21 protein-coding genes are annotated in these 20,272 nt (G+C 40.9%); 5 read left to right on the forward strand and 16 right to left on the reverse strand.

Features of this window, described 5'->3' with window-relative positions; translation table 11 throughout:
* Positions 1-124: 124 nt before the first annotated feature.
* The gene (locus JF53_RS03485; RefSeq protein WP_047980472.1) at positions 125-1,747 is read left to right on the forward strand and encodes a catalase; all 1,623 of its coding nucleotides are present in this window, start codon (positions 125-127) and stop codon (positions 1,745-1,747) included.
* A gap of 127 nt (positions 1,748-1,874) precedes the next feature.
* Positions 1,875-2,315: an NUDIX hydrolase gene (locus JF53_RS03490; RefSeq protein ID WP_047980473.1), complete on the forward strand. Its 441-nt coding sequence runs from the start codon at positions 1,875-1,877 to the stop codon at positions 2,313-2,315.
* Positions 2,316-2,412: 97 nt separating this feature from the next.
* Here the strand turns inward: JF53_RS03490 and JF53_RS03495 are convergent, their stop codons facing one another.
* The 15 genes from JF53_RS03495 to JF53_RS03565 all read right to left on the reverse strand — a co-directional run bounded on the left by JF53_RS03495 (position 2,413) and on the right by JF53_RS03565 (position 17,068).
* Complete coding sequence (locus tag JF53_RS03495) at positions 2,413-2,709, reverse strand: heme biosynthesis protein HemY (protein WP_047980474.1); 297 nt, start codon at positions 2,707-2,709, stop codon at positions 2,413-2,415.
* 227 nt (positions 2,710-2,936) lie between these two features.
* Complete coding sequence (gene brnQ / locus JF53_RS03500) at positions 2,937-4,283, reverse strand: branched-chain amino acid transport system II carrier protein (protein WP_047980544.1); 1,347 nt, start codon at positions 4,281-4,283, stop codon at positions 2,937-2,939.
* Positions 4,284-4,493: 210 nt separating this feature from the next.
* Positions 4,494-5,279, reverse strand: coding sequence for an arginase family protein (locus JF53_RS03505; protein ID WP_047980475.1), 786 nt, complete (start codon positions 5,277-5,279; stop codon positions 4,494-4,496).
* 120 nt (positions 5,280-5,399) lie between these two features.
* Positions 5,400-6,275, reverse strand: coding sequence for a metal ABC transporter permease (locus tag JF53_RS03510; protein WP_047980476.1), 876 nt, complete (start codon positions 6,273-6,275; stop codon positions 5,400-5,402).
* 1 nt (position 6,276) lies between these two features.
* Positions 6,277-7,191 carry a metal ABC transporter permease gene (locus tag JF53_RS03515; RefSeq protein WP_047980477.1) on the reverse strand — a complete coding sequence of 305 codons (915 nt, stop codon included), beginning with the start codon at positions 7,189-7,191 and terminating at the stop codon, positions 6,277-6,279.
* Complete coding sequence (locus tag JF53_RS03520; protein WP_047980478.1) at positions 7,169-7,930, reverse strand: metal ABC transporter ATP-binding protein; 762 nt, start codon at positions 7,928-7,930, stop codon at positions 7,169-7,171. Before JF53_RS03520 ends, JF53_RS03515 begins: the two co-directional genes overlap by 23 nt.
* A gap of 15 nt (positions 7,931-7,945) precedes the next feature.
* Complete coding sequence (locus JF53_RS03525) at positions 7,946-8,878, reverse strand: metal ABC transporter solute-binding protein, Zn/Mn family (RefSeq protein ID WP_047980479.1); 933 nt, start codon at positions 8,876-8,878, stop codon at positions 7,946-7,948.
* Between the two features lie 169 nt (positions 8,879-9,047).
* Positions 9,048-9,773 (reverse strand): EcsC family protein, encoded by a 726-nt coding sequence (locus tag JF53_RS03530; protein ID WP_047980480.1) that lies wholly within the window; start codon positions 9,771-9,773, stop codon positions 9,048-9,050.
* Between the two features lie 83 nt (positions 9,774-9,856).
* Positions 9,857-11,587 carry an ABC transporter ATP-binding protein gene (locus tag JF53_RS03535; protein WP_047980481.1) on the reverse strand — a complete coding sequence of 577 codons (1,731 nt, stop codon included), beginning with the start codon at positions 11,585-11,587 and terminating at the stop codon, positions 9,857-9,859.
* Positions 11,588-11,618: 31 nt separating this feature from the next.
* Positions 11,619-12,743: a radical SAM/CxCxxxxC motif protein YfkAB gene (gene yfkAB / locus JF53_RS03540; RefSeq protein WP_047980482.1), complete on the reverse strand. Its 1,125-nt coding sequence runs from the start codon at positions 12,741-12,743 to the stop codon at positions 11,619-11,621.
* 178 nt (positions 12,744-12,921) lie between these two features.
* Positions 12,922-14,523 carry an ABC transporter permease gene (locus JF53_RS03545; RefSeq protein ID WP_047980483.1) on the reverse strand — a complete coding sequence of 534 codons (1,602 nt, stop codon included), beginning with the start codon at positions 14,521-14,523 and terminating at the stop codon, positions 12,922-12,924.
* The gene (locus tag JF53_RS03550) at positions 14,523-15,437 is read right to left on the reverse strand and encodes an ABC transporter ATP-binding protein (protein ID WP_047980484.1); all 915 of its coding nucleotides are present in this window, start codon (positions 15,435-15,437) and stop codon (positions 14,523-14,525) included. Before JF53_RS03550 ends, JF53_RS03545 begins: the two co-directional genes overlap by 1 nt.
* A complete protein-coding gene (locus tag JF53_RS03555; protein WP_047980485.1) occupies positions 15,434-16,075 on the reverse strand; it encodes a TetR/AcrR family transcriptional regulator in 642 nt (213 codons plus the stop codon). Before JF53_RS03555 ends, JF53_RS03550 begins: the two co-directional genes overlap by 4 nt.
* 143 nt (positions 16,076-16,218) lie before the next feature.
* Positions 16,219-16,731, reverse strand: coding sequence for a DUF2812 domain-containing protein (locus JF53_RS03560; protein ID WP_047980486.1), 513 nt, complete (start codon positions 16,729-16,731; stop codon positions 16,219-16,221).
* Between the two features lies 1 nt (position 16,732).
* Positions 16,733-17,068, reverse strand: coding sequence for a PadR family transcriptional regulator (locus JF53_RS03565; protein WP_047980487.1), 336 nt, complete (start codon positions 17,066-17,068; stop codon positions 16,733-16,735).
* Positions 17,069-17,303: 235 nt separating this feature from the next.
* On the opposite strand from JF53_RS03565, the gene JF53_RS03570 reads away from it, so the two are divergent.
* The 3 genes from JF53_RS03570 to JF53_RS03580 are packed head-to-tail and all read left to right on the forward strand — an operon-like array spanning position 17,304 to position 19,723.
* The gene (locus tag JF53_RS03570) at positions 17,304-18,059 is read left to right on the forward strand and encodes a GTP cyclohydrolase II (protein ID WP_047980488.1); all 756 of its coding nucleotides are present in this window, start codon (positions 17,304-17,306) and stop codon (positions 18,057-18,059) included.
* Positions 18,052-19,143, forward strand: a complete 1,092-nt coding sequence (gene ribD / locus JF53_RS03575) for a bifunctional diaminohydroxyphosphoribosylaminopyrimidine deaminase/5-amino-6-(5-phosphoribosylamino)uracil reductase RibD (RefSeq protein WP_047980489.1) — start codon at positions 18,052-18,054, stop codon at positions 19,141-19,143. The genes JF53_RS03570 and ribD overlap by 8 nt, the downstream gene beginning before the upstream one ends.
* 13 nt (positions 19,144-19,156) lie before the next feature.
* A complete protein-coding gene (locus tag JF53_RS03580) occupies positions 19,157-19,723 on the forward strand; it encodes a 5' nucleotidase, NT5C type (protein ID WP_047980490.1) in 567 nt (188 codons plus the stop codon).
* 55 nt (positions 19,724-19,778) lie between these two features.
* Here the strand turns inward: JF53_RS03580 and JF53_RS03585 are convergent, their stop codons facing one another.
* Positions 19,779-20,234, reverse strand: coding sequence for a MarR family winged helix-turn-helix transcriptional regulator (locus JF53_RS03585; protein WP_047980545.1), 456 nt, complete (start codon positions 20,232-20,234; stop codon positions 19,779-19,781).
* Positions 20,235-20,272 lie beyond the last annotated feature (38 nt).

A 20,272-nucleotide genomic window follows, 5' to 3' on the forward strand; every position in this document is an offset into this window, starting at 1 on the left:
CCTACAATTAGAATAGCCTCTCTTACACAATCTGTAAATTCTCACCAAAATTCGATTATTTTCATGTCGTTCTGGTAAGTATAGATATTGTGAACATAGCACTTACGAAAGAGGAGATAATCTGATGGAAAAAGACCCAAAGGAAACGGCACAAACGAATATCGAAAACGATGATACACTTACAACGAGACAAGGTCACCCCGTCACCAACAACCAAAATATCCGGACAGTTGGCAATCGTGGACCAGCAACATTAGAAAACTATGATTTCATTGAGAAAATCAGTCACTTTGACCGTGAAAAAGTACCAGAACGCATTGTACATGCTAGAGGTGCAGCTGCACATGGTTATTTTGAGACTTACGGGATGTGCGGTGATGAACCTATCTCAAAGTACACACGCGCAAAAGTTTTCCAGGAAAAAGGCAAACAAACTCCGGTATTTGTCCGCTTTTCAACCGTTGTCCATGGATTACATTCACCCGAAACCGTACGTGATCCACGTGGATTCGCGGTAAAATTTTACACAGAGGACGGTAACTGGGATTTAGTCGGAAACAATCTTAAAATCTTTTTTATCCGTGATGCGATGAAATTTCCGGATATGATTCATGCCTTTCGTCCAGACCCTGTAACCAACATTCAAAACCCAGAACGTTTTTTTGACTTTTGCTCTAACTCCCCAGAGTCCTTTCATATGGTCACCTTTGTCTATTCTCCATGGGGAATTCCTGCCAACTATCGGATGATGCAAGGTTCTGGCGTCAATACGTATAAATGGGTCAATCAGGAGGGAAAAGCCGTGCTCGTCAAATATCACTGGGAACCAAAGCAAGGCATTAAAAATTTAACCATGAAAGAAGCAGAAGAAATCCAAGGGAAAAACTTCAATCATGCAACCCAAGATTTATATGAAGCAATTGAAAAAGGTGATTACCCAGAGTGGGAGCTATTTGTGCAAATTATGGAGGATGGTCCACATCCGGAGCTAGACTTTGATCCGTTGGACGATACGAAATTGTGGCCAGAAGACCAATTCCCTTGGCGTAAGGTTGGCAAAATGGTTCTCAATAAAAATCCAGAGAATTATTTTACAGAGGTGGAGCAATCCGCATTTGGAACGGGCGTATTAGTAGATGGGCTTGATTTTTCCGATGACAAGATGCTCCAAGGTAGAACCTTCTCCTACTCCGACACCCAGCGTTATCGTGTTGGTGCAAACTACTTACAGCTACCGATTAACGCGGCGAAGAAACGTGTCGCAACCAATCAAGAAGGTGGACAGCTTCGTTATTATAATGACAAAGCTCCTGGTCAAAATCCACATATCAATTATGAACCATCGATACTTGGTGGTTTGAAGGAAGCCGAACAAGTTGGGAAGGAATACACACCAAAAATTGAAGGAAATCTCGTTCGGGAATCCATTGACCGAAACGATAACACCAAACAAGCAGGTGAAACCTATCGCAGGTTCGAGCAATGGGAAAAGGATGAGCTCATCAACAACCTCGTAAATGACCTAGCAATTTGCGATAAACGCATTCAAGAAAAAATGATCGCCCTTGCAGAAGAGGCAGATGACGAATACGGTCGCCGATTACGCGAGGGACTCGAGACGAAGGCAAAAGAAATGGGTAACATGAAGATGGAAGTCGGCGAAGAATTGCATCCACTTGGTGCAAAAGATGCCCACCAAGCAGTGGAAGAAGCGATTAACAAAAGCCATGAAGCCGATCCATATTAATACCGGTTGAGGTGCCACTTTAGGTACCTCTTTTTATTGTGGATTTTTTTAGTCTAGTTCCCTCCAGATGTTTCAGAATTTTATGGTAAGATTAAAAATAGCTATACTAAGCTAGGGGGAGAAAAGTTTGGAAAGAGTAGATGTTGCCTATGTACTAGTTTTTGATGAGAATTACGAAAACGTATTGATGGTCAAAAACAAAGGAGAAAGATCACCCTATTACACACTTCCTGGGGGCAGAGTAGAGTACGGTGAAACACTAGAAGAGGCTGCCATTCGTGAAGTGAAAGAAGAAACTGGACTAGATGTTGAATTAGAAGGTATTTTTTCGATAAGCGAGGCATTCTTTACAGAAATTGAACATCACGCCATTTTCTTTACATTTGCCGGAAAGATAGTCGGTGGCGAATTAACAATCACCTATCCAGATGAAATTGAAGAGATAATTTGGATGGATCCTAGCTTAGCAGAAAATCGGATACATATACCAAACGAGTTAAAAGGGCTAATAAACAGGAAATCAACTGTGCCCTATTTATTAAGGGGATATGTTGCTAACAAGTCGTAGTTACGCCCCCTATGTTGTAGTCTGCCGCAGCTAATAAAAGCTAAAAGCAAATTAATAAAGGAACCTGGATTAACCAAGTTCCTTTTTAACGTTCAAATTAATGATGATGTCCCATTTTCGGATTGGTAATTACCATTTCTTCTTGTGGAACATAGAAGTATTGAATCCACACGCCATCAAGGTACTCATTTCCCTTTTCAAGAATGATATCAATATCTTTATCTGTTTTCACTACTTCATCATTTTCCGTTGGTGTATCTAATTCAACGTCATAATGCGCATGGTCGCCGTGAACATGTGTCACAAATACGCGAATCATTTTCCCTTGCGCGTCATCAGCCTCTAACATTTTTTTCAGCACTTTTGCTGCATTACGATTTATTTTGCAATCCATATTAGCTATCTCCCATCAACTAGTTTTCATTCTCATTGTTTCAGTTTTCACCAAAAAACACAAATTAAACAGCTTGGATATGGGAAAATCTAACTTATCGGATAAAGGCTCATACTATAAGGATTGTCTGGTTTGGCTGATGTTTTCGGATATCTGCTGATACTTGTGCTTTTCCTGCTGATACACCACGTATCCTTTTCAGATCACCTAGCCCTATCCTTCACCGCTTACGATGATTTCCGTTGTATCCTTGCGATCATCCCGACTGCAACCATCACAATTAGCGCTGGAACTAGCCAGCCAAGCCCTTCCCCGTACAGTGGTAGGGTGTTTTCATAGAACGTTACAATCGGTCCGAACCAACCATAGTCTTCTATCCCCAGAGAGGCATATAATGATTTCAAGCCATCAATGATACTAATCATAAACGTTACTACTGTTGCTGTACTATACACCATGCGTGAATGACCAAATAATGGTGATAAGAATGTTAGCAACATTAATACAATGGCTAATGGATAAAGGAACATTAATACTGGGACAGAAAAGCTGATAATGTTTGATAGTCCAATATTAGCAATTCCAAATGTAAGTACCGTAAAGAAGATGACCAGTGTCTTATAGCCAAGTTTCGGAATCAATTTGTGAAAATATTCTCCGCAAGCGACCATTAAGCCGATATTGGTTGTTAAACAAGCAAGCACGATTACGATCCCAAGAAGAATTGTACCGAACGAGCCAAAATAATATTCCGCAGCACCACTTAAAATCGGTCCACCTGTATCGAATAATCCAAATGTTTCCGTGCTAACCGCGCCTAAATAGGCAATACCTACATAAATGATTGCTAACAGCGCAATCGCAATAACACCTGTTTTCGCTGTTGCTGTTAATATTCCTTTTTTCGAGGTAACACCTAGAGACCGAATCGAATTAATAACAATAATACCAAAAACAAGGGACGCCAATGCATCCATCGTGTTATATCCTTCTAAGAATCCTTTCGTAAAGGCGCCATGCTGATATGCTTCTACAGGACTCTGAACTGCCCCGATTGGTTGTAAGACAACCATTACAAGCAGTACGGCAAGTAAAACCACGATACCTGGCGCTAAGATTTTCCCAACATTATCAACCATTTTCGCAGGATTCAACGAAAACCATAAGGAAATCGCAAAAAACACCAACGTAAATACGAATAGTGCTATTTGTGCAGAGCCTTCCCCAATATGTGGTGCGATGGCAATATCAAAGGCCACAGCTCCTGTTCTCGGTGCAGCAAAAAATGGTCCAATAGTTAAATACAATAATGCCGTAAACAAAATAGCATAAACAGGGCTCACCCGACTCGCCAGGTCCTGTAAATCTTTACTGCCAGAGTAACCCATCGCTAGGATCCCTAATAACGGCAACCCAACCCCTGTCAATAGAAAGCCCGCTACCGCTGGCCATAAATTCGTACCTGCAGCTTGTCCTAGCTGTGCCGGAAAGATTAAATTTCCCGCTCCAAAAAATAATGCAAATAACATCACACCTATTACCAAATAGGCTGATCGTGATAATTTTTCCTTCACTGTATACTCTCCCTTGATGTATCTATCCAAATAATCAAATTTTTCCGTTAGGCAATAGGTATCCATCATACTATCGATTTCCATAAGATGCAACCGAAATTATGACATTTTTCGACTTTTCTCTACTATTAATTTTCCAATTAAAATAGCCAATCATAGGATTATTTTTTCCAATGATTGGCCATTCTATTTCGCAAGAGCTATACATTCCTAATGAACTACTGTCTCGGACTGAATTCCCGCTAACACGCTCTTTAAAATCATTTCATTTGCACCTGTATTCTTCCTAATCGCATCCTTTGTAATCGGATTGAAAGCATTAGTTGGCGTAATCGGGTATTCCCCGCAAATATCTAGCCCAACTAGTTCTCTATTGTTTAAAATTATGGTTACCAGTTGGAGTAGTTCTGTCAGTAACATGGTCCCATGATCCCAAGCGGTAACCGCCTGTCTTTTGTCTAACACGTCTTTATCAATACTGATATAAACCTGATCGGTAGGTACGTGTTCTAGGATGGAACGTACGAAATTGGAGTCAATAGCTTGAAGTGTGTTCTTGGAGTAGGCAACAATTTTATCTTGATAGCCTAATGGAATATACTGTTCCCAATCCTCATGGACACCTAGCATCACTACCTTTTGTAAAAAAGGAAGCTGTTGCAAGGCTTCAAGTACCCAGGAACCGCAGGATATAAGTGAATCACTTGGAGATGGCAGTGCGTCTGTATGATGATCAAATAAAATTAACGTAAAAGGCGTTTGGATTCTAGCTAACAACAAGTAAGAAACATAATGATAGTTACCACTACCTAAAAAGGTTATCGGACTTATCGGTGCCTCTCCTATCAATCTTTCAATCTCTCGTAATGATTCCCTTTCACAAAATAGATTTGTATTCGAAATTCCCGTAACATCAAAAGATTTCACTGCTTTATCGTGGAGAAAATGACTGGCATGATACGTACGGTCAAAATGCAACACGGTTATATCATTCATCGTAATCCTTCCTTTTTATTTTAGTATAGCACTCTATTCAACGCTCTTGTTCCATAATGCCTACACAAATTAAAGAGGCTGTCTCTAATAGCTTAAAACTATTGAAAGACAGCCTAGTTATCATGAAACAACACTTGTTGGTCGCACATATTTTGCCACTAACCCATGCTTCGGAGAGCCTAGAAAACTAATGAAGAATAGCACTCCTGTCGCAAATGCCATGGATCCTGAAATAGAGGTATCCAACCAAGTGGCAACACCATAACCAGCTACAGCAGAGATAATTCCAAACAACCCGCTCAAGGCTAACATATTGGATAGCTTATCGGTCCAGAGATAGGCAGTTGCTGCAGGTGTAATAAGCATCGCAACCACCATGATTGCCCCCACTGCATCAAACGAAGCAACGGTTGTAATCGATACGAGGCTCATAAAGATATAGTGCATCGCGATTACTGGCAAACCTAGACTAGCTGCAAGTGCAGGATCAAACGACGTAATCTTCCACTCCTTATAAAACACCGTTATAAAAAATAACACGACTACTAATACAACAAGTAACAATGCAGTTGCTTGCGGTATTTGGCCAATAATTGGCAAGGTAATGGTATTAAATGGGATAAAGGTAATTTCCCCCATCAACGCGTGCTGTACATCTAAATGGGCATTTCCAACCGATGTGGAAATTAAAATAACACCTATCGCGAATAATGTAGTAAACACGATTCCCATTGACGCATCGTGCTGTACACGTAGTGAGTGCAAGCTTTGCACTAAAAAGGCAGTCAACAGACCGGCGAATATCCCCCCAATCAGCATCGCAGGTCCACTTACCTCTTTCGTAAAAAGAAACGCAATAACAATCCCTAATAAAACAGTATGGCTAATCGCATCCGCCATCATCGCAGTTTTGCGAAGTATCAAAAACACCCCAACTAGCCCGCAGGACAAGCCTACTAAAGCAGCAGTCAACACAATCCAAGCTGTATAAGTCACGTTACTTCACCCCTCCCGCTTCGAGATGTGTTCTGGCTTTTTGAGCTTTCATCTGGATTTTTAATTGCACGTAGTTAACCAGAAGCCCTTTCTCTTTACCAAAAACAAGGGAAACTAAAAACAATCCACTGGCAACAATTACAATAAAGGGACCAGTTGGCCAGCCGCTACCTAACGTACTAATTACCGTACCAGAAGCCCCCGCAACTCCACCAAATACAGCAGATAGAATAAGCATAGCTTGGAAGGAATGTGTCCAATAGCGGGCACTTACTGCTGGAATAATTAACATAGCAGCCATCAGGATTACACCCACCGCCTGAATACCAATCACAATAGTCGTTACCAGCACGGCAGTATAAAGTATGTTCATCCCTTTCAACGATAGCCCTATTCCTTTAGCAAATTGTTGATCAAACAGATAGAGCTTCCACTCTTTAAATCCGATAAATATTACCAGGATGACTAGCATTGCTAAAATCAGCATTGTTAGCACATCCGTCTTAATCATTGCGGCAGCCTGACCATAGATAAAGCTATCGAGGCCACTCTGATTCCCACCTGCTGAACGATTAGCAATCGAAAGCAGCATGACACCAAACCCATAAAAAACCGCTAACGTCATCCCCATCGCAGTATCCTCTGATATCCGACTGGAGTTCGTTATCCATTGGATGAGGGATGCAGCTACTAACGCACTAGCCGCTGCTCCAATGACGAGAATGAACAGGTTTTTTTCACCAATAATTAAAAATGCTAATACGACCCCAGGTAATGCTGCATGGGATAAAGCATCACTCATCAGATTTTGCCGTTTCCAATACGCCATACACCCAATGGTTCCTGATGCTATACCGAGTATCATCGTACTTAACAATACCCATCCGGTATTGCTATTTAAAAGTTGGGACAGCATGATGTGAGTCGCCTCCCATCCATCGCATATTACCACCATACGTATTGGCAATGGATTCTTTCGTGAATACGTCTTCTGTCTTCCCATGCTTAATTACGGTATGATTCAGCAATAATACGTGGTCAAAATAATCTTCCACGGTTTGCAAATCATGGTGAACAACCATAACCGTTTTTCCAATTGTCTTTAATTCCTTTAATATCGTCATAATGGCCCGCTCTGTAGCAGCATCTACACCAGCCAATGGTTCATCCATGAAATACAAATCCGCATTTTGCACGAGTGCCCGCGCAAGAAATACACGCTGTTGTTGTCCACCAGATAGCTGACTAATTTGACGCTTGGCATAATCAGCCATCCCCATTTTATCTAATGCTTCAAAGGCTTTGTCCCGATCTTCCTTAGAAGGTCGCTTCATCCAGCCTATTTTGCCATACAGACCCATTGTAACGACATCTAAAGCATCCGTCGGAAAGTCCCAGTCCACAGAGCCGCGCTGAGGTACATAACCAATTCTCTTTTTAGCTTTCTGAAACGGAAGTCCAAAGAAGGATACCTGACCAGTCAACGAAAGATGTAAGCTTAATAGTGTTTTAATAAGTGTTGACTTCCCAGCACCATTCGGACCGACAATTCCTGTTAACGATCCTGGTTCTACTTGAAAATTCACATCCTGCAGAACCGTATTTTTCCGATATGATGCCGCTAAGTTTTCCACTGTGATAATTGGTTTTACCATGTTTCTTCAGCCTCCTTATTGGTTCAACGCTTTATAAATGGTAGAAATGTTATGGCGATACATTCCGATGTACGTTCCCTCTTCTGTTCCAGGCTGGCCCATTGCATCCGAATATAGTTCACCACCAATTGAAACATCTACTCCATCACTTTGCGCTCCTTCTATGACTGCTTGAATCGTATTCTGATTTATACTAGATTCTACAAATATAGCCGGAACGTTATATTCCTTAATAATAGCTATCGTGTTATTAATATCTGCCACACCGACTTCCGATTCGGTGCTTAGACCTTGTAGACCGATGACTTCCAAGTCATGTAATCGACCAAAATAGCCAAACGCATCATGAGCGGTCACTAAAAACCGATGCTCTTTCGGAATTTCAGAGAGCTTCTCCGCTTCTTGCTTTAAAGCATCTAATTCTGCAAAATAGGCTTGTTTGTTCTCCTCAAAAAAATCAGCATTCTCTGGTGATGATTCCTTTAATTGCTCAACAGCTGCCGTCAGTCCCTTTCTCCACAAATCGATATCAAACCATATGTGCGGATCAATCGCGCCATTTTCGTCCGTTAATAATTCGTCCTCTGGAATGGCGTCTCCCATTGCCATTACAGGCTTTGTTTCCCCGATTGAGGCAAACATATCGACCATATTAGCCTCTAAATGTAGACCACTGTAAAAAATAATGTCCGCATCACCCAATTTCTGAATGTCACGTTGTGTTGGATTATATAGATGCGGATCAACCGACGGACCCATTAAACTCTCAACGGTGATTTTATCGCCTCCAATCACCGACAATGGTTCACCGATCTGCGATATGGTGGTGACGACGTGTAATTTTTCACCATCTTGACTTCCTCCTGTCTCCGTTTCACCACAAGCTGCTAGTATCATTGCCATTCCAAGAACCAGCAACACTCCCCAACATTTCATAAATCTACCCATTTTGTACACTCCTTTTTATTTTTCCTTAGGGAAACTTTATTTGTTACCAACAACTATACGCCTGATTGTTTGTACACGTCAAGTATTTTTTATTGTGACTTTAAATTTTTCCCAAAGGAAACATTTAATCAAAAAAAGACGCAGGAATTAAATCCCACGCCTTTAACCATTAATAATCCTTTGGTATTTCACTAAGTATCCGTAGTCGATAGGCATTCATCGCTGTTTCGCCAAGCTGATCTAACAAATTGTAATTAGCATAAGCACCAATCACCGCACCAATCCCAGGAACAAGCTGGAGTAGCTTTACAAAATCAATATAGTCACGATATTCCTGTTGAAATACTCTCCAGTCCATATCGGCGAGCTTTTCCTTTTGTTCTTCCCAGTTTTCAATAATGAAAAGCGTCTCCTTTTGCTTTTCGTCACTAGAAAAAGCGAGTTGAAAGATATGCAGAAGAAATAACCGCTCTTCATAATTATCCGTATCATATCCGTAAATAGCTGCCGCTTCAAACAGAAATTTCATTTTAATAGATAGTAATAGTGGAAAATCTGCAAGTCCCAAAAGAATCCCGCCAGCCCCAGTTCCAGCACCTTCCACCGTGGCTGTTTTTCGATACATAGAAAGCTTTTCCTTCGTAAGCTCATCTCGTTCATACAGACTTAACCCTGACTGTATTCGTTTCTTGGTTGTTATATTGGACCCAACCAAGGTCGCTTTTACCATTTGCTTAATGCTTTCCGTCACCATCTGGTGTGCCTTTTCCGGTATTAGATTGTTAATCTTGGTCTGTGCCTTCTTTGCCAATCGATTGACCATTCCAGATTGCTTCATCATTTTCGACCGCCAGGCAAGAAGCTCATCCATTACCTTTAATTCGTAATCATTCATCATTATCTTCCTTTACAGTAGTCAATATTCATTATACGAATTTAGTGTTATGGTGGTTTCCTACAGATTCGCTGTTATGCCTTCTAGGTTAATTGCTGTTCAGCAAATTCACGATATAATGCATGCTGTTCAATCAATTCCTGATGGGTGCCACTGCCGGTAATTCTACCTTTTTCAATAAAAATAATCTTGTCGGCATCCACAATCGTCGATAAGCGATGGGCAATGACAAATGTTGTGCGTCCTTCCATTAGTCTTGTCAACGCCTCTTGGACAATCCCTTCAGATTGACTATCTAAGCTTGCAGTTGCTTCGTCCATCATAAGGATTTTCGGGTCGCGTAAAAATGCACGGGCAATATTAATACGTTGCCTTTGTCCACCTGACAGCTTCACTCCGCGTTCTCCAACCTCTGTATCCAGACCCTTTTCAAAGGAATGGATAAATTCGTCTGCATAGGCCATTTTCGCAACTTCCCATAGTCGTTCATCCGGAATCTCGCCTGCATTCTCTAACCCATACGTTAAATTCTCTCGAATCGTGCCAGCCATCATCGCACTTTCTTGGGACACATACCCAATCTGGCTCCGCCATGACTTAAGTGATAACTCCTGTACATTGGTGTCGCCAATTCGGATCGCACCATCGGTTGGTTCAAAGTAACGTTCTAGCAAGGAGAATAAGGTCGTTTTTCCACCACCACTAGGTCCTGCAAAAGCAATCATTTCACCGGGATTCGCTTTAAAGGTTACCTGTTCGAGTACTGGATCAGAATCCTCATAGGAGAACGAAACATTATCGACATAAATCGGTTGATTGGAAATATCTTTATCAATCCCATCCTGCCCAGCTTCTTCCGGTATCTCAAGAATTCCAATAATGCGCTCTGTCGCGCCTTTTGCTTTTTGCAATTGCGTAAAGAACATCGCAAAGGACGTGATTGGAAAAATAATTTGGAAAAGGTAGAGTAAAAATGCGACTAATGATCCTGTTGTCATCGAACCATCTGCCACACGGATCCCACCGTAGCCAATTAGCACCACAATGACTACCATCATAACGGTGTAAATTAGGGGACCAATAAGAGCAAAAATCCGCGCCTCTTTTAGTCCAAATGTTAGTAATCGTTTTATTCCAGCGAATCCTTTGGTTTCCTCAACGGTTTCAGCTGTAGATGATTTCATTAAACGAATTTCACTTATCGTCTGTTGTATATCACCTGAAAATGTCGCCGTTTCATCCTGTAGACTTCGTGATACTTTTGCCATTTTACTACCAAGCGGCATCATAATAACCATGGTAACCGGAACTGCAATGAGCATCATTAGCGTCATTTTCCAATCCATAATCAGTAAGATGATTACCGCCCCGATAATAGAAATGATCCCGCCTATAAATTGCGGGAAGTGCTGGGATATTAAATCCTTTACAATACCGGTATCATTTACAACACGACTGACCGATTCGCCACTTGCCTGCTTATTAAAATAACCAACAGGTAGACGTATTAGCTTGAACCACATTTTCTCACGTAGCTTGGCAACAATCTTTTGACCAACCGCAGCTAATAAATAAGTAGACACACCATCAATAACCGCTTGTAAAATAAACACAACAACGATCAGAATAATTAGTCCGACACTCAATGATTCTATGGAAAAACCATCTACTAATTCTCTTGTTAAAAGTGGAATTGTTAGACCAATAAGGGTGGTGATAATACTTCCAATCAGCCCAAAGGTCAACGCAAGCTTTGGTATGTTGGTTGATAAAATCAAGTTAAGAAAAGGTTTGATACTTTTATTTTCCTTCATGTTCTTTCTCCAGTTCTATTATTAATTTAATTTATCGACTAATTACCGCTTTTCGCTTCTGGAAATCTACGTCTTTATAGTAGGCATTTTTCACCAAAAGGTTGGGACCTAAACAATTTACTGCTGGGCAATGGCAATTTAGGCTCTTGGCCGTATTGGACGCTAACCAGCGATCATAGGCATCTGGTAACGTCGTGTCTTGAATATTCCCCAACGAAGGTTCTTCATCACCAAAGTCTGTCACGATAATATCGCCTGTAAAAATATTCACGTTCAAGCGTGATCTTCCGTCTGGATCATTACGTACCGTTACATTCTTTTCTTTATAGATCTGCTGTAATAGTTCTAGTTCCTCTGTGGACGAACTACACGCATAAAAAGGCAAGGTTCCAAACAGCATCCATACATCTTGATTACGATGATCTAGTAGTCGCTTTATCCCTGTCCGCATTTCATCAAGACTTAACGTTTCTAGATTACTTGCAAAATCAACCGGGTACATTGGATGTACCTCGTGTCTCGCACAGCCCATTTCAATGATGTGATCATGAATCTTTTCTAGATACGGGAAGGTGCGCTTATTTAGCATTGTTTCAGCAGACACCATAACCCCTGCCTTGGAAAGAGCTTGCGCATTTTCTACCATTCTTTCAAAATACTTTTTCCGGTTCTCTTCTGATGGCTTACGCTCCATCCGGGCAAATCCAGTTTCTGCAAATTCCTCTGCTGTTCCCCAGTTGTGGGATATATGTAGGACATCGAGGTAAGGGATTATTTCCTCATAGCGTTCGTAGGGCAAGGTCAGATTCGAATTGATTTGTGTACGGACTCCGCGCTCATGTGCATACTTCAATAGGGGCACAACATAATTGCGAACCGACTTTTTATTCATCATCGGCTCCCCACCAGTAATACTCATCGTCCGCAAATGAGGAATCTCCTCAAGCCGCTGGATTAGTAATTCTACTGGCAATGCATCTGGATCCTTTGATTGCAGCATATAGCCAACCGCACAATGTGCACAGCGCATATTACAGAGATACGTCGTCGTAAACTCGACATTCGATAATGTCATTTTCCCATGTTCTTTGACATCCATATAAGCTTCCCATGGATCATAGCTTGGGGTTAAAGGTTTTATTTCTTTCGTTTTCATATAAAAAATCCTTTCGAGTAACAGTCTAAGGCTGAAAAACTAATAAGCAATTATTCCATTATATCGTTATAAAGCCTCTCCTATTCTATCATGTTTACAAACAGATGAAACTTATTTAACCCATCAAAAAGCCTTCCATTCCATGGTATCAGAATGAAAGACTTTACGCTTTTTTCAACTAACCTTCTATATCACGTTTGTTATAACCAATAAGGCCAAGAATTGTTAAGACGATTGCTACTACAACTAGCATACCAATCGATAGCCAGTTCATATCTTCAACCGGAATCTGTGGAACGTGACCGAACGGGGAAAGCTTGCCAACCCATTCATCAAATTGGAAGATTCCACCTAGATATAGGACAAAGAAGGAATAAAACACATAGAGCCAGACCAAACCAGTTCGTCTAGGAAGATATCCAATTAGCAGAGCTGAAAGACCAACCATTACTAGTATCGCAGGGTAATAGACTAACGCCATGCCATAAACCTTACCAAATGAAAACGGCTCTTCCATCACCGACACACTTGCCGCCCAAAGCCCAATTGCCTCTAGTGAAATCATCACAAAGCCATTTACCACCGCAATCACCAGAAAGCTCGCCATTAGTCTAGTACGAGATACCGCTCTTCCAAGCAAGTGTTCCAAACGACTTTTCTTCTCTTCCCCAGCTAATTTATTCATCGCCATAACTGGTGGCACTGCTGCCAATATCCCCATCACTATCATTAGCATAGACATAAATTGTTCGGTAAACGAAAGCCCACCACTTGCAGCTAACATCTGCTGCATCATTTCATTCCCTTCAAAGAAGGAATCTAAATCACCAAACACAGAACCATACGATGCCCCAATGACAAACATCCCAATTGCCCAAGCAATCGTCCCTGTTCGTTGCAATCTAAACGCAAGCCCAATTGGCGATTGCAAAAAGGCAGAAGCCTGTTTTCGACCAGGTTTTGACGGTAGAAACCCTGCTCCCAAATCACGGATGGCATTTAAGTAATTGGCAACAACGAATAAAACAAGTGATACGCCAAGCAGTAACAAAATTGGTCCCCAATTATTCTCCCCATAAGCCGCGGTTTGGGTAACCCAGCCTAACGGCGAGATCCAGCTTAGTGCTTCATTACTGACATCACCAATTCCACGAACGAGATAGGCAATAAGCAGCACCGCAATGGAAAGTCCAATCGTTCCTCGAGAACTTTCCGATAGCTGGGCAAATACTGCGGTTACCCCGGCAAAAATTATACCAGTTGCACCTAATGCTGCTCCATATAATAAGGAGCCCTCAAGACCCATACTCTCGATATTTAATGCATAAAGACCAACTCCTACAATAAGGGCTAATAACACATTGACAATTGTATAAACAACTAAAGTCGCATTTAAATTGGATAGGCGCCCTACAGGCAATGACCGAATCACCTCAATCCGTCCATCTTCCTCGTCCGCTCTTGTATGTCGTGTCACTAACAAGATACTCATTAACCCGACTACAACTGCCGTCATGAGTAACATTTGATGGGCAGTCATCACACCAAGTGTATAATTATCTAAGTCCGCTGGTCCGACCATCGCAATCATCGCAGGATTTTCCATCGTGTCTGCCATTGCATCACGGTCTGCTTGCGATCCATACAGCCCTAAGAAAGAAATGGGTACGACAAAGGTGAAGAAGCAAATACCAATAAGCCACAGCGGGATTCGAATTCGATCTCGTCTAACAAGTAAACGAGAGAGCCTCCCTGTTCGTTTGTAAATCGCATTAGCCATTAGGATAACCCCCCTGCTCCTGTCCCCGTTTGTCCTTTACCTTCATAATGACGCATGAACAAATCCTCTAACGTTGGTGGTGCGCTTTCTAGCTTTGTGATCCCAAATTGACTAACATGCTTCACAACTGTATCCAATTCCTCTGTATCCACTTGGAATGCTAATGCTTGATCTCTAGTCTCCACCTCATGTACACCAGTTAGTTCCCGTAATCCAGTAATCGGAGTTTTCGTTTCCACTACTAAATTGGTTCGTGTTAGATGACGAAGCTCGCTTAATGAACCAGTTTCAATTATTTTACCTTGACGGATAATTCCTACGCGATCACATAGTTTCTCTACCTCAGATAAAATATGGCTAGAAAGTAGCACACTTTTTCCAGCCTGCTTTGCTTCTAGAACACATTGCTGAAATACTTGTTCCATTAACGGGTCCAGTCCTGACGTCGGTTCATCCAAAATATACAAATCGGCATCTGAAGAAAAGGCGGCTACTAAGGCAACCTTTTGCCGATTCCCCTTGGAATAAGTGCGACATTTTTTCGATGGATCTAGTTCAAAACGTTTAATCAGTTCTTCGCGTCTACTTTTATTATTTCCTCCGCGAAGCTTCACAAATAAATCAATAACTTCACCACCAGTAAGATTTGGCCATAGGTTTACATCTCCAGGAACATAAGCAATTCGCTTATGTATCTCAACTGCATCTGACCAAACATCCTTCCCAAAAATTGTTGCCTCGCCAGCTGTTGCTTTTAAAATACCCAATAGCACACGGATGGTTGTTGATTTACCAGCCCCATTCGGTCCGATGAATCCAAATACTTCCCCTTCACGAACCTCTAAATTCACTCCATCTAAGGCCGTAAACTTACCAAATTGCTTCGTTAAATCGGTTACTTTTAATACACTCATGCTTTCCCCTCCCCATATTTGTAAAAAGTCGTTTTCAATATCGCTACATAGTCATAAAACTCATCCCAGTAAGGTGCCACATCAAACGTATGCAGATTTTCATATTTTATCCGCATAATCAAATCATTTTGGTAGCCTTCCATCGACCACTGAATCAGTTTAAATGCCTTTTCCCTATCAATATCATCTCGAAATAAGGATGTGTTAATGTTTTCATATAACATGGTTTGCCGTTTCAGTAGCATGCTGTCATATTTCTCTTGTAGATCCTCAGGCAATTCTAATTCATCCTGAAAAAACATCGTTCCTAAAAAGCTGAGCATATTCGGATTTCGCTGATGGTATGCCGATTTAATTTCAGCTATTTGTTTTAAACGCTCGATAAAATCCGGCTGGGTTATATCCACCTTTTCAAGAAACTCTTTTTGACTAATTTCTAAGCCGTAGTTGATTAGATATAAGCATAATTCTCGTTTATTTTTAAAATAGTAAAATAGCATCCCTTTTCCGATCCCTGCGTTCTTTACAATTTGGTTCGTCGATGCCTTATCATAGCCATTCTCTGCAAATTCTTGTAGTGCAGCATTAATAATTCTCTCTCGTTTTTCTGGATCTAGATTGTTAAATGTTTGATTAATTGTAAATCACCCTCTCTTGTAGAGTTTATTTACTCCTATTCGGATTTAGACCACTTTGGTCGAAACCAGTGTAACACTTTCGACCAGGGTGGTCAATAACAACAAAAAATAAAGACCCCAACTAAAAAGAGGTCTCTAATCGGTTACTTTCTCCGATAAAAATTATATCTATTTCTTAGGGCAATCAACATATATGCATATAGAATGAAAACGGGTAAAACGATACCTATAGCGATATACTGAATTATTAACCCCTGCCACGTTAGAAATAACCCGGATTGGGATACGATCAACATAAGGAATAATGCTATATAGAAACTCATCATTCTCCTATAAGAATCTTGAATGGATTCCTTATCCGAGTACAATTTCCGAATTCCCGATTGATTAGCGTCTGTTCGAAAGTAATGAAATAGCTTAACAGCATCCGTTACATGCCCCCAACCAGCATCTTCATATAATTGAAAATAGTCATCGTCTGCTTCTGGTCTGAAATCTACTTGATAGACATAGGATGCTTCGTGATTTTCTTCAAACACATACGAGAAAAGCCGATATTTAATTAGTTGTAATCCTTTACTAGACATTTCCGTTAACCATTTTTCCTCCTTCTCAATATCCGAAGCAAAAAATAGTTTGAATTTCCGTATTGTCATATCATTCACCCTCTATTTGTTTAATAAGTTGTGTTGAATTCTCAACCAATGATTTCAACCGCTTATATTCCAAGTGTAGAATATCTTTCCCAAGTAATGTTAATTGGTAATACTTCCGGCGATCATCATCTTGTATCATTGCTTTTTCGATTATATGCTGCTTCTCGAGCTTCCCTAACGCACCATATAAGGTTCCCGGTCCCATCGTTACTTCTCCCCTGCTTACCGTTTCAACATCTTGCATAATGGCATAGCCATGACGCACCTCTCTAAGAGAGAGAAGAATGTAATAAGTTGCTTGCGATAAGGGTAAAAAATCCTCTGGTTGCTTTGTCACATCATCACCGCCTTTATATCAACACTCGATATATCGTATGTCGATATAATAACACATCATTATACTGCGTGCAACAGAATTATTAGATTTTTTTAGCAAAGAAAATTGCATCCAAGCCAACCTATCTAGGACATCATATTCTAATAGAAAATTAAAAATCGGGAAACGCGAGAAAGATAAATTGAGAATACAGCTTTTTTTATTTATACTAATGGCAGTGAAAGGGGTTTATATAATGGGACAAATGAAACTTGAATCAAAAGCGCTAACCGTATTAAAGGATAAAATACAATCAATTAAAACAAAGGAAGGTGCGATTTATTTAGTAGGACCTGTCCGCCTTCCCGTTAACTTATATGGTGAGACCGTTGAATTTAACTGGTATTGCTGGTTAAACAGTGAGGAGGTTACTGATGATTACCAAAGCATCATCGATAATCTATCTTCCAAAAACTTAGCAGACTATCAGCAATCTAGTGTTTTAGTCTATGGGGATTTTGAAAACAGTGAGGATGCCTTAATCCGTATGCACTCCATTTGCCATACTGGCGATATTTTTGGTAGTAAGCGATGCGATTGCGGCTTTCAATTAAAAGAGTCCATGCGCAAAATTAAAGAACATGGTGCCGGCGCATTATTCTATTTAGCAAATCATGAAGGGCGTGGAATTGGCCTGTTTTCAAAAGCAATGGCATACGTTCTGCAAGAAAACGGTTATGATACCGTCGAAGCAAATGAGGCATTAGGATTTGTGAATGATTCTAGAAACTATGACGATGCGATCCTTGTATTAAAGCAATTACGATCGAAGCCTGTTACACTAATCACAAATAATCCACTAAAGCTTGAGGCAATGCAAAACGCCGGATTAACACTTACTGGACGCGTACCACTTTGGGGAGATAAGTCCGAGTATAACGAGCGATACTTGCAAACAAAGGTAGAAAAATCAGGACACCTGCAGGAGGAAAGGAATTGCTCCAATGACTAGCCATGAGTTCTATATGGATGTAGCATTGCAAAATGCCATGGCTATGAAAGGGCAAACCGATCCAAATCCACTTGTTGGCTCGGTCATCGTCAATGAAAATCGAATCGTTGGGGTTGGTGCCCATTTAAAAGCAGGTGAGCCCCATGCGGAAATACATGCACTACGCATGGCGGGCGATCAGGCAAGAGGTGGCACCATTTATGTGACCCTTGAACCTTGTTCCCACCACGGCAGAACTGGACCTTGTGCAGAAGCAATTGTAAAAGCAGGATTAAAACGTGTCGTGATTGCAACATTAGATCCGAATCCTATTGTTGCTGGGAATGGTGTCAAAATCTTAGAGAATGCTGGTATTGAAGTCATTACAGGAATTCGCGAACAAGAAGCCATGAACATGAATGAAGTATTCAATAAATTTATCCTGACCAAGAAACCATTTGTTACCCTAAAGGCTGGTGTTACCTTAGATGGAAAGGTCGCTACCCACACACATAGTAGCAAATGGATTACGTCAGATGATGCTAGACTAGATGTCCATCAATTAAGAAGTGAAAATGCAGCGATTTTAGTTGGCATTAACACGGTACTTAAGGATAATCCATCTTTAACTGCCCGCATTCCAAACGGACGTAATCCGCTTCGAGTGATCCTAGACTCCAGTTTGAGAATACCACTGGATGCCAATGTCGTAACAGACAACCAGGCAGAAACTTGGATATTCACAACCGAAAAGCATGATCCTGTAAAGAAACAGCAGCTTGAAAAATTGGGTGTAAAGGTCATTGTAGCAGGTGGGACAGAATCTGTTGATCCAAATGAGGTCGTTCACGTTTTAGGCGAGCAGCTTATTTCTTCCCTTTTCCTTGAAGGCGGCGGCAACGTTCATGCATCCTTCTTGGAGAATAAATTGGTTGATAAGGTTGTGCTTTATTTCGCTCCGAAATTAGTTGGCGGAAAGGATGCACCAACATTTTTAGAAGGTACCGGTATTGCCGACATGCAGGATGCCGTCGGACTGACGGATACAGACATTGTTAAAATCGGTAATGACTATAAGTTTTCTGGATATCCAGTGTATGAATAGATGAGGGATTACGATGAAATTTGGATTTGATATTGACGACACGTTAATTAACCTCAGGGAGCACGCGTTTAATCTCTATAAAAAGAAATTAAACAATGACATTCCCCAGCGTGAATTCTATGCGTTACAGCGGGTGGAAATTCATGAGCCATTCGGTCTAACCGACAAGGAAGGAAGCGACTTGTGGAACAGCTCTCTTGAAGAGATTTATTATACAGACTGCCCGCCTTTTGCTGGAGCAGTAGAAACCTTAACTCAGTTAGAGAAACTTGGCCACGAGATTTTTTACATTACGGCAAGACCGAAAGAACACGGTGAGCGCACGAAGGTCTGGCTAAAAGAACGAGGATTTCCCGTGCACGATGAACAATTTTTCTATGGCATGCAGGATCATGAGAAAATAGACATTATTAAGGATTTAGGGCTGGACTATTATGTGGATGATAAACCAGCAATCCTACAAACACTTGCCAATAAAGGAATTAACCTTTTCCTAAAGGATCAATCCTATAACCGCGATTATCCAGCAGAACGGATTATGGATTGGTCAACCTTCTTAACGGTGATCGAATTAGAATAGTAGATAGTGACGAAAGGTATTGCTAAACAAACTTAGCAATACCTTTTACTTATCCCTATAAATTCTGTGCATGTAAACCTAGTTTTTTCACTTGGTCAATCATCACTTTTTTCTCTTCGGTACCGAGACCACCCATTATTTCTTGCATTGCTTCAGCATGCTGCGGGAAAATGTCATCCATGAGCTGCTTACCTTCAGCAGTTAGTTCTGCATAGGTAACACGTCTGTCCGTGGGACATGCCCTGCGCGTTAAATAATGTTTCTCTTCCAATTTATCGACCACATAGGTAATGCTACTACTCGCCAATAAGACTTTTTGCCCAATTTTTTGAATCGGCTGTTCCCCTTTGTGATAAAGCAACTCTAGAACCCCAAACTCTGTTAAATTAACGCCACAGCTTTTTATATTCTGGATAGTCTTCTGTTCGATTGCTTGTATTGCTCGCGTTAGTACAACGAATAATTTGAGCGATAGTTCTTGGTCTTCCTTAAAAACATTTGCTTCGACCATCATAATCAATCCTTTTACTTATTGAATTCACGTTGATT

Origin of the sequence: Ornithinibacillus contaminans (genome assembly GCF_001038425.2) — a bacterium.
Classification (GTDB): Bacteria; Bacillota; Bacilli; order Bacillales; family Amphibacillaceae; genus Ornithinibacillus; species Ornithinibacillus contaminans.

Excerpts from the sequence above, each read along its gene's own strand:
- yfkAB (WP_047980482.1), bottom strand. The coding sequence starts at position 12,743 with ATGAAAACGAAAGAAATAAAACCTTTAACCCCAAGCTATGATCCATGG.
- ribD (WP_047980489.1), top strand. The coding sequence starts at position 18,052 with ATGACTAGCCATGAGTTCTATATGGATGTAGCATTGCAAAATGCCATG.
- JF53_RS03580 (WP_047980490.1), top strand. The coding sequence starts at position 19,157 with ATGAAATTTGGATTTGATATTGACGACACGTTAATTAACCTCAGGGAG.
- JF53_RS03495 (WP_047980474.1), bottom strand. The coding sequence starts at position 2,709 with ATGGATTGCAAAATAAATCGTAATGCAGCAAAAGTGCTGAAAAAAATG.
- JF53_RS03485 (WP_047980472.1), top strand. The coding sequence starts at position 125 with ATGGAAAAAGACCCAAAGGAAACGGCACAAACGAATATCGAAAACGAT.
- JF53_RS03515 (WP_047980477.1), bottom strand. The coding sequence starts at position 7,191 with ATGCTGTCCCAACTTTTAAATAGCAATACCGGATGGGTATTGTTAAGT.
- JF53_RS03570 (WP_047980488.1), top strand. The coding sequence starts at position 17,304 with ATGGGACAAATGAAACTTGAATCAAAAGCGCTAACCGTATTAAAGGAT.
- JF53_RS03560 (WP_047980486.1), bottom strand. The coding sequence starts at position 16,731 with ATGACAATACGGAAATTCAAACTATTTTTTGCTTCGGATATTGAGAAG.
- JF53_RS03505 (WP_047980475.1), bottom strand. The coding sequence starts at position 5,279 with ATGAATGATATAACCGTGTTGCATTTTGACCGTACGTATCATGCCAGT.
- JF53_RS03545 (WP_047980483.1), bottom strand. The coding sequence starts at position 14,523 with ATGGCTAATGCGATTTACAAACGAACAGGGAGGCTCTCTCGTTTACTT.
- JF53_RS03520 (WP_047980478.1), bottom strand. The coding sequence starts at position 7,930 with ATGGTAAAACCAATTATCACAGTGGAAAACTTAGCGGCATCATATCGG.
- JF53_RS03550 (WP_047980484.1), bottom strand. The coding sequence starts at position 15,437 with ATGAGTGTATTAAAAGTAACCGATTTAACGAAGCAATTTGGTAAGTTT.
- JF53_RS03525 (WP_047980479.1), bottom strand. The coding sequence starts at position 8,878 with ATGGGTAGATTTATGAAATGTTGGGGAGTGTTGCTGGTTCTTGGAATG.
- JF53_RS03535 (WP_047980481.1), bottom strand. The coding sequence starts at position 11,587 with ATGAAGGAAAATAAAAGTATCAAACCTTTTCTTAACTTGATTTTATCA.
- JF53_RS03585 (WP_047980545.1), bottom strand. The coding sequence starts at position 20,234 with ATGGTCGAAGCAAATGTTTTTAAGGAAGACCAAGAACTATCGCTCAAA.
- JF53_RS03530 (WP_047980480.1), bottom strand. The coding sequence starts at position 9,773 with ATGAATGATTACGAATTAAAGGTAATGGATGAGCTTCTTGCCTGGCGG.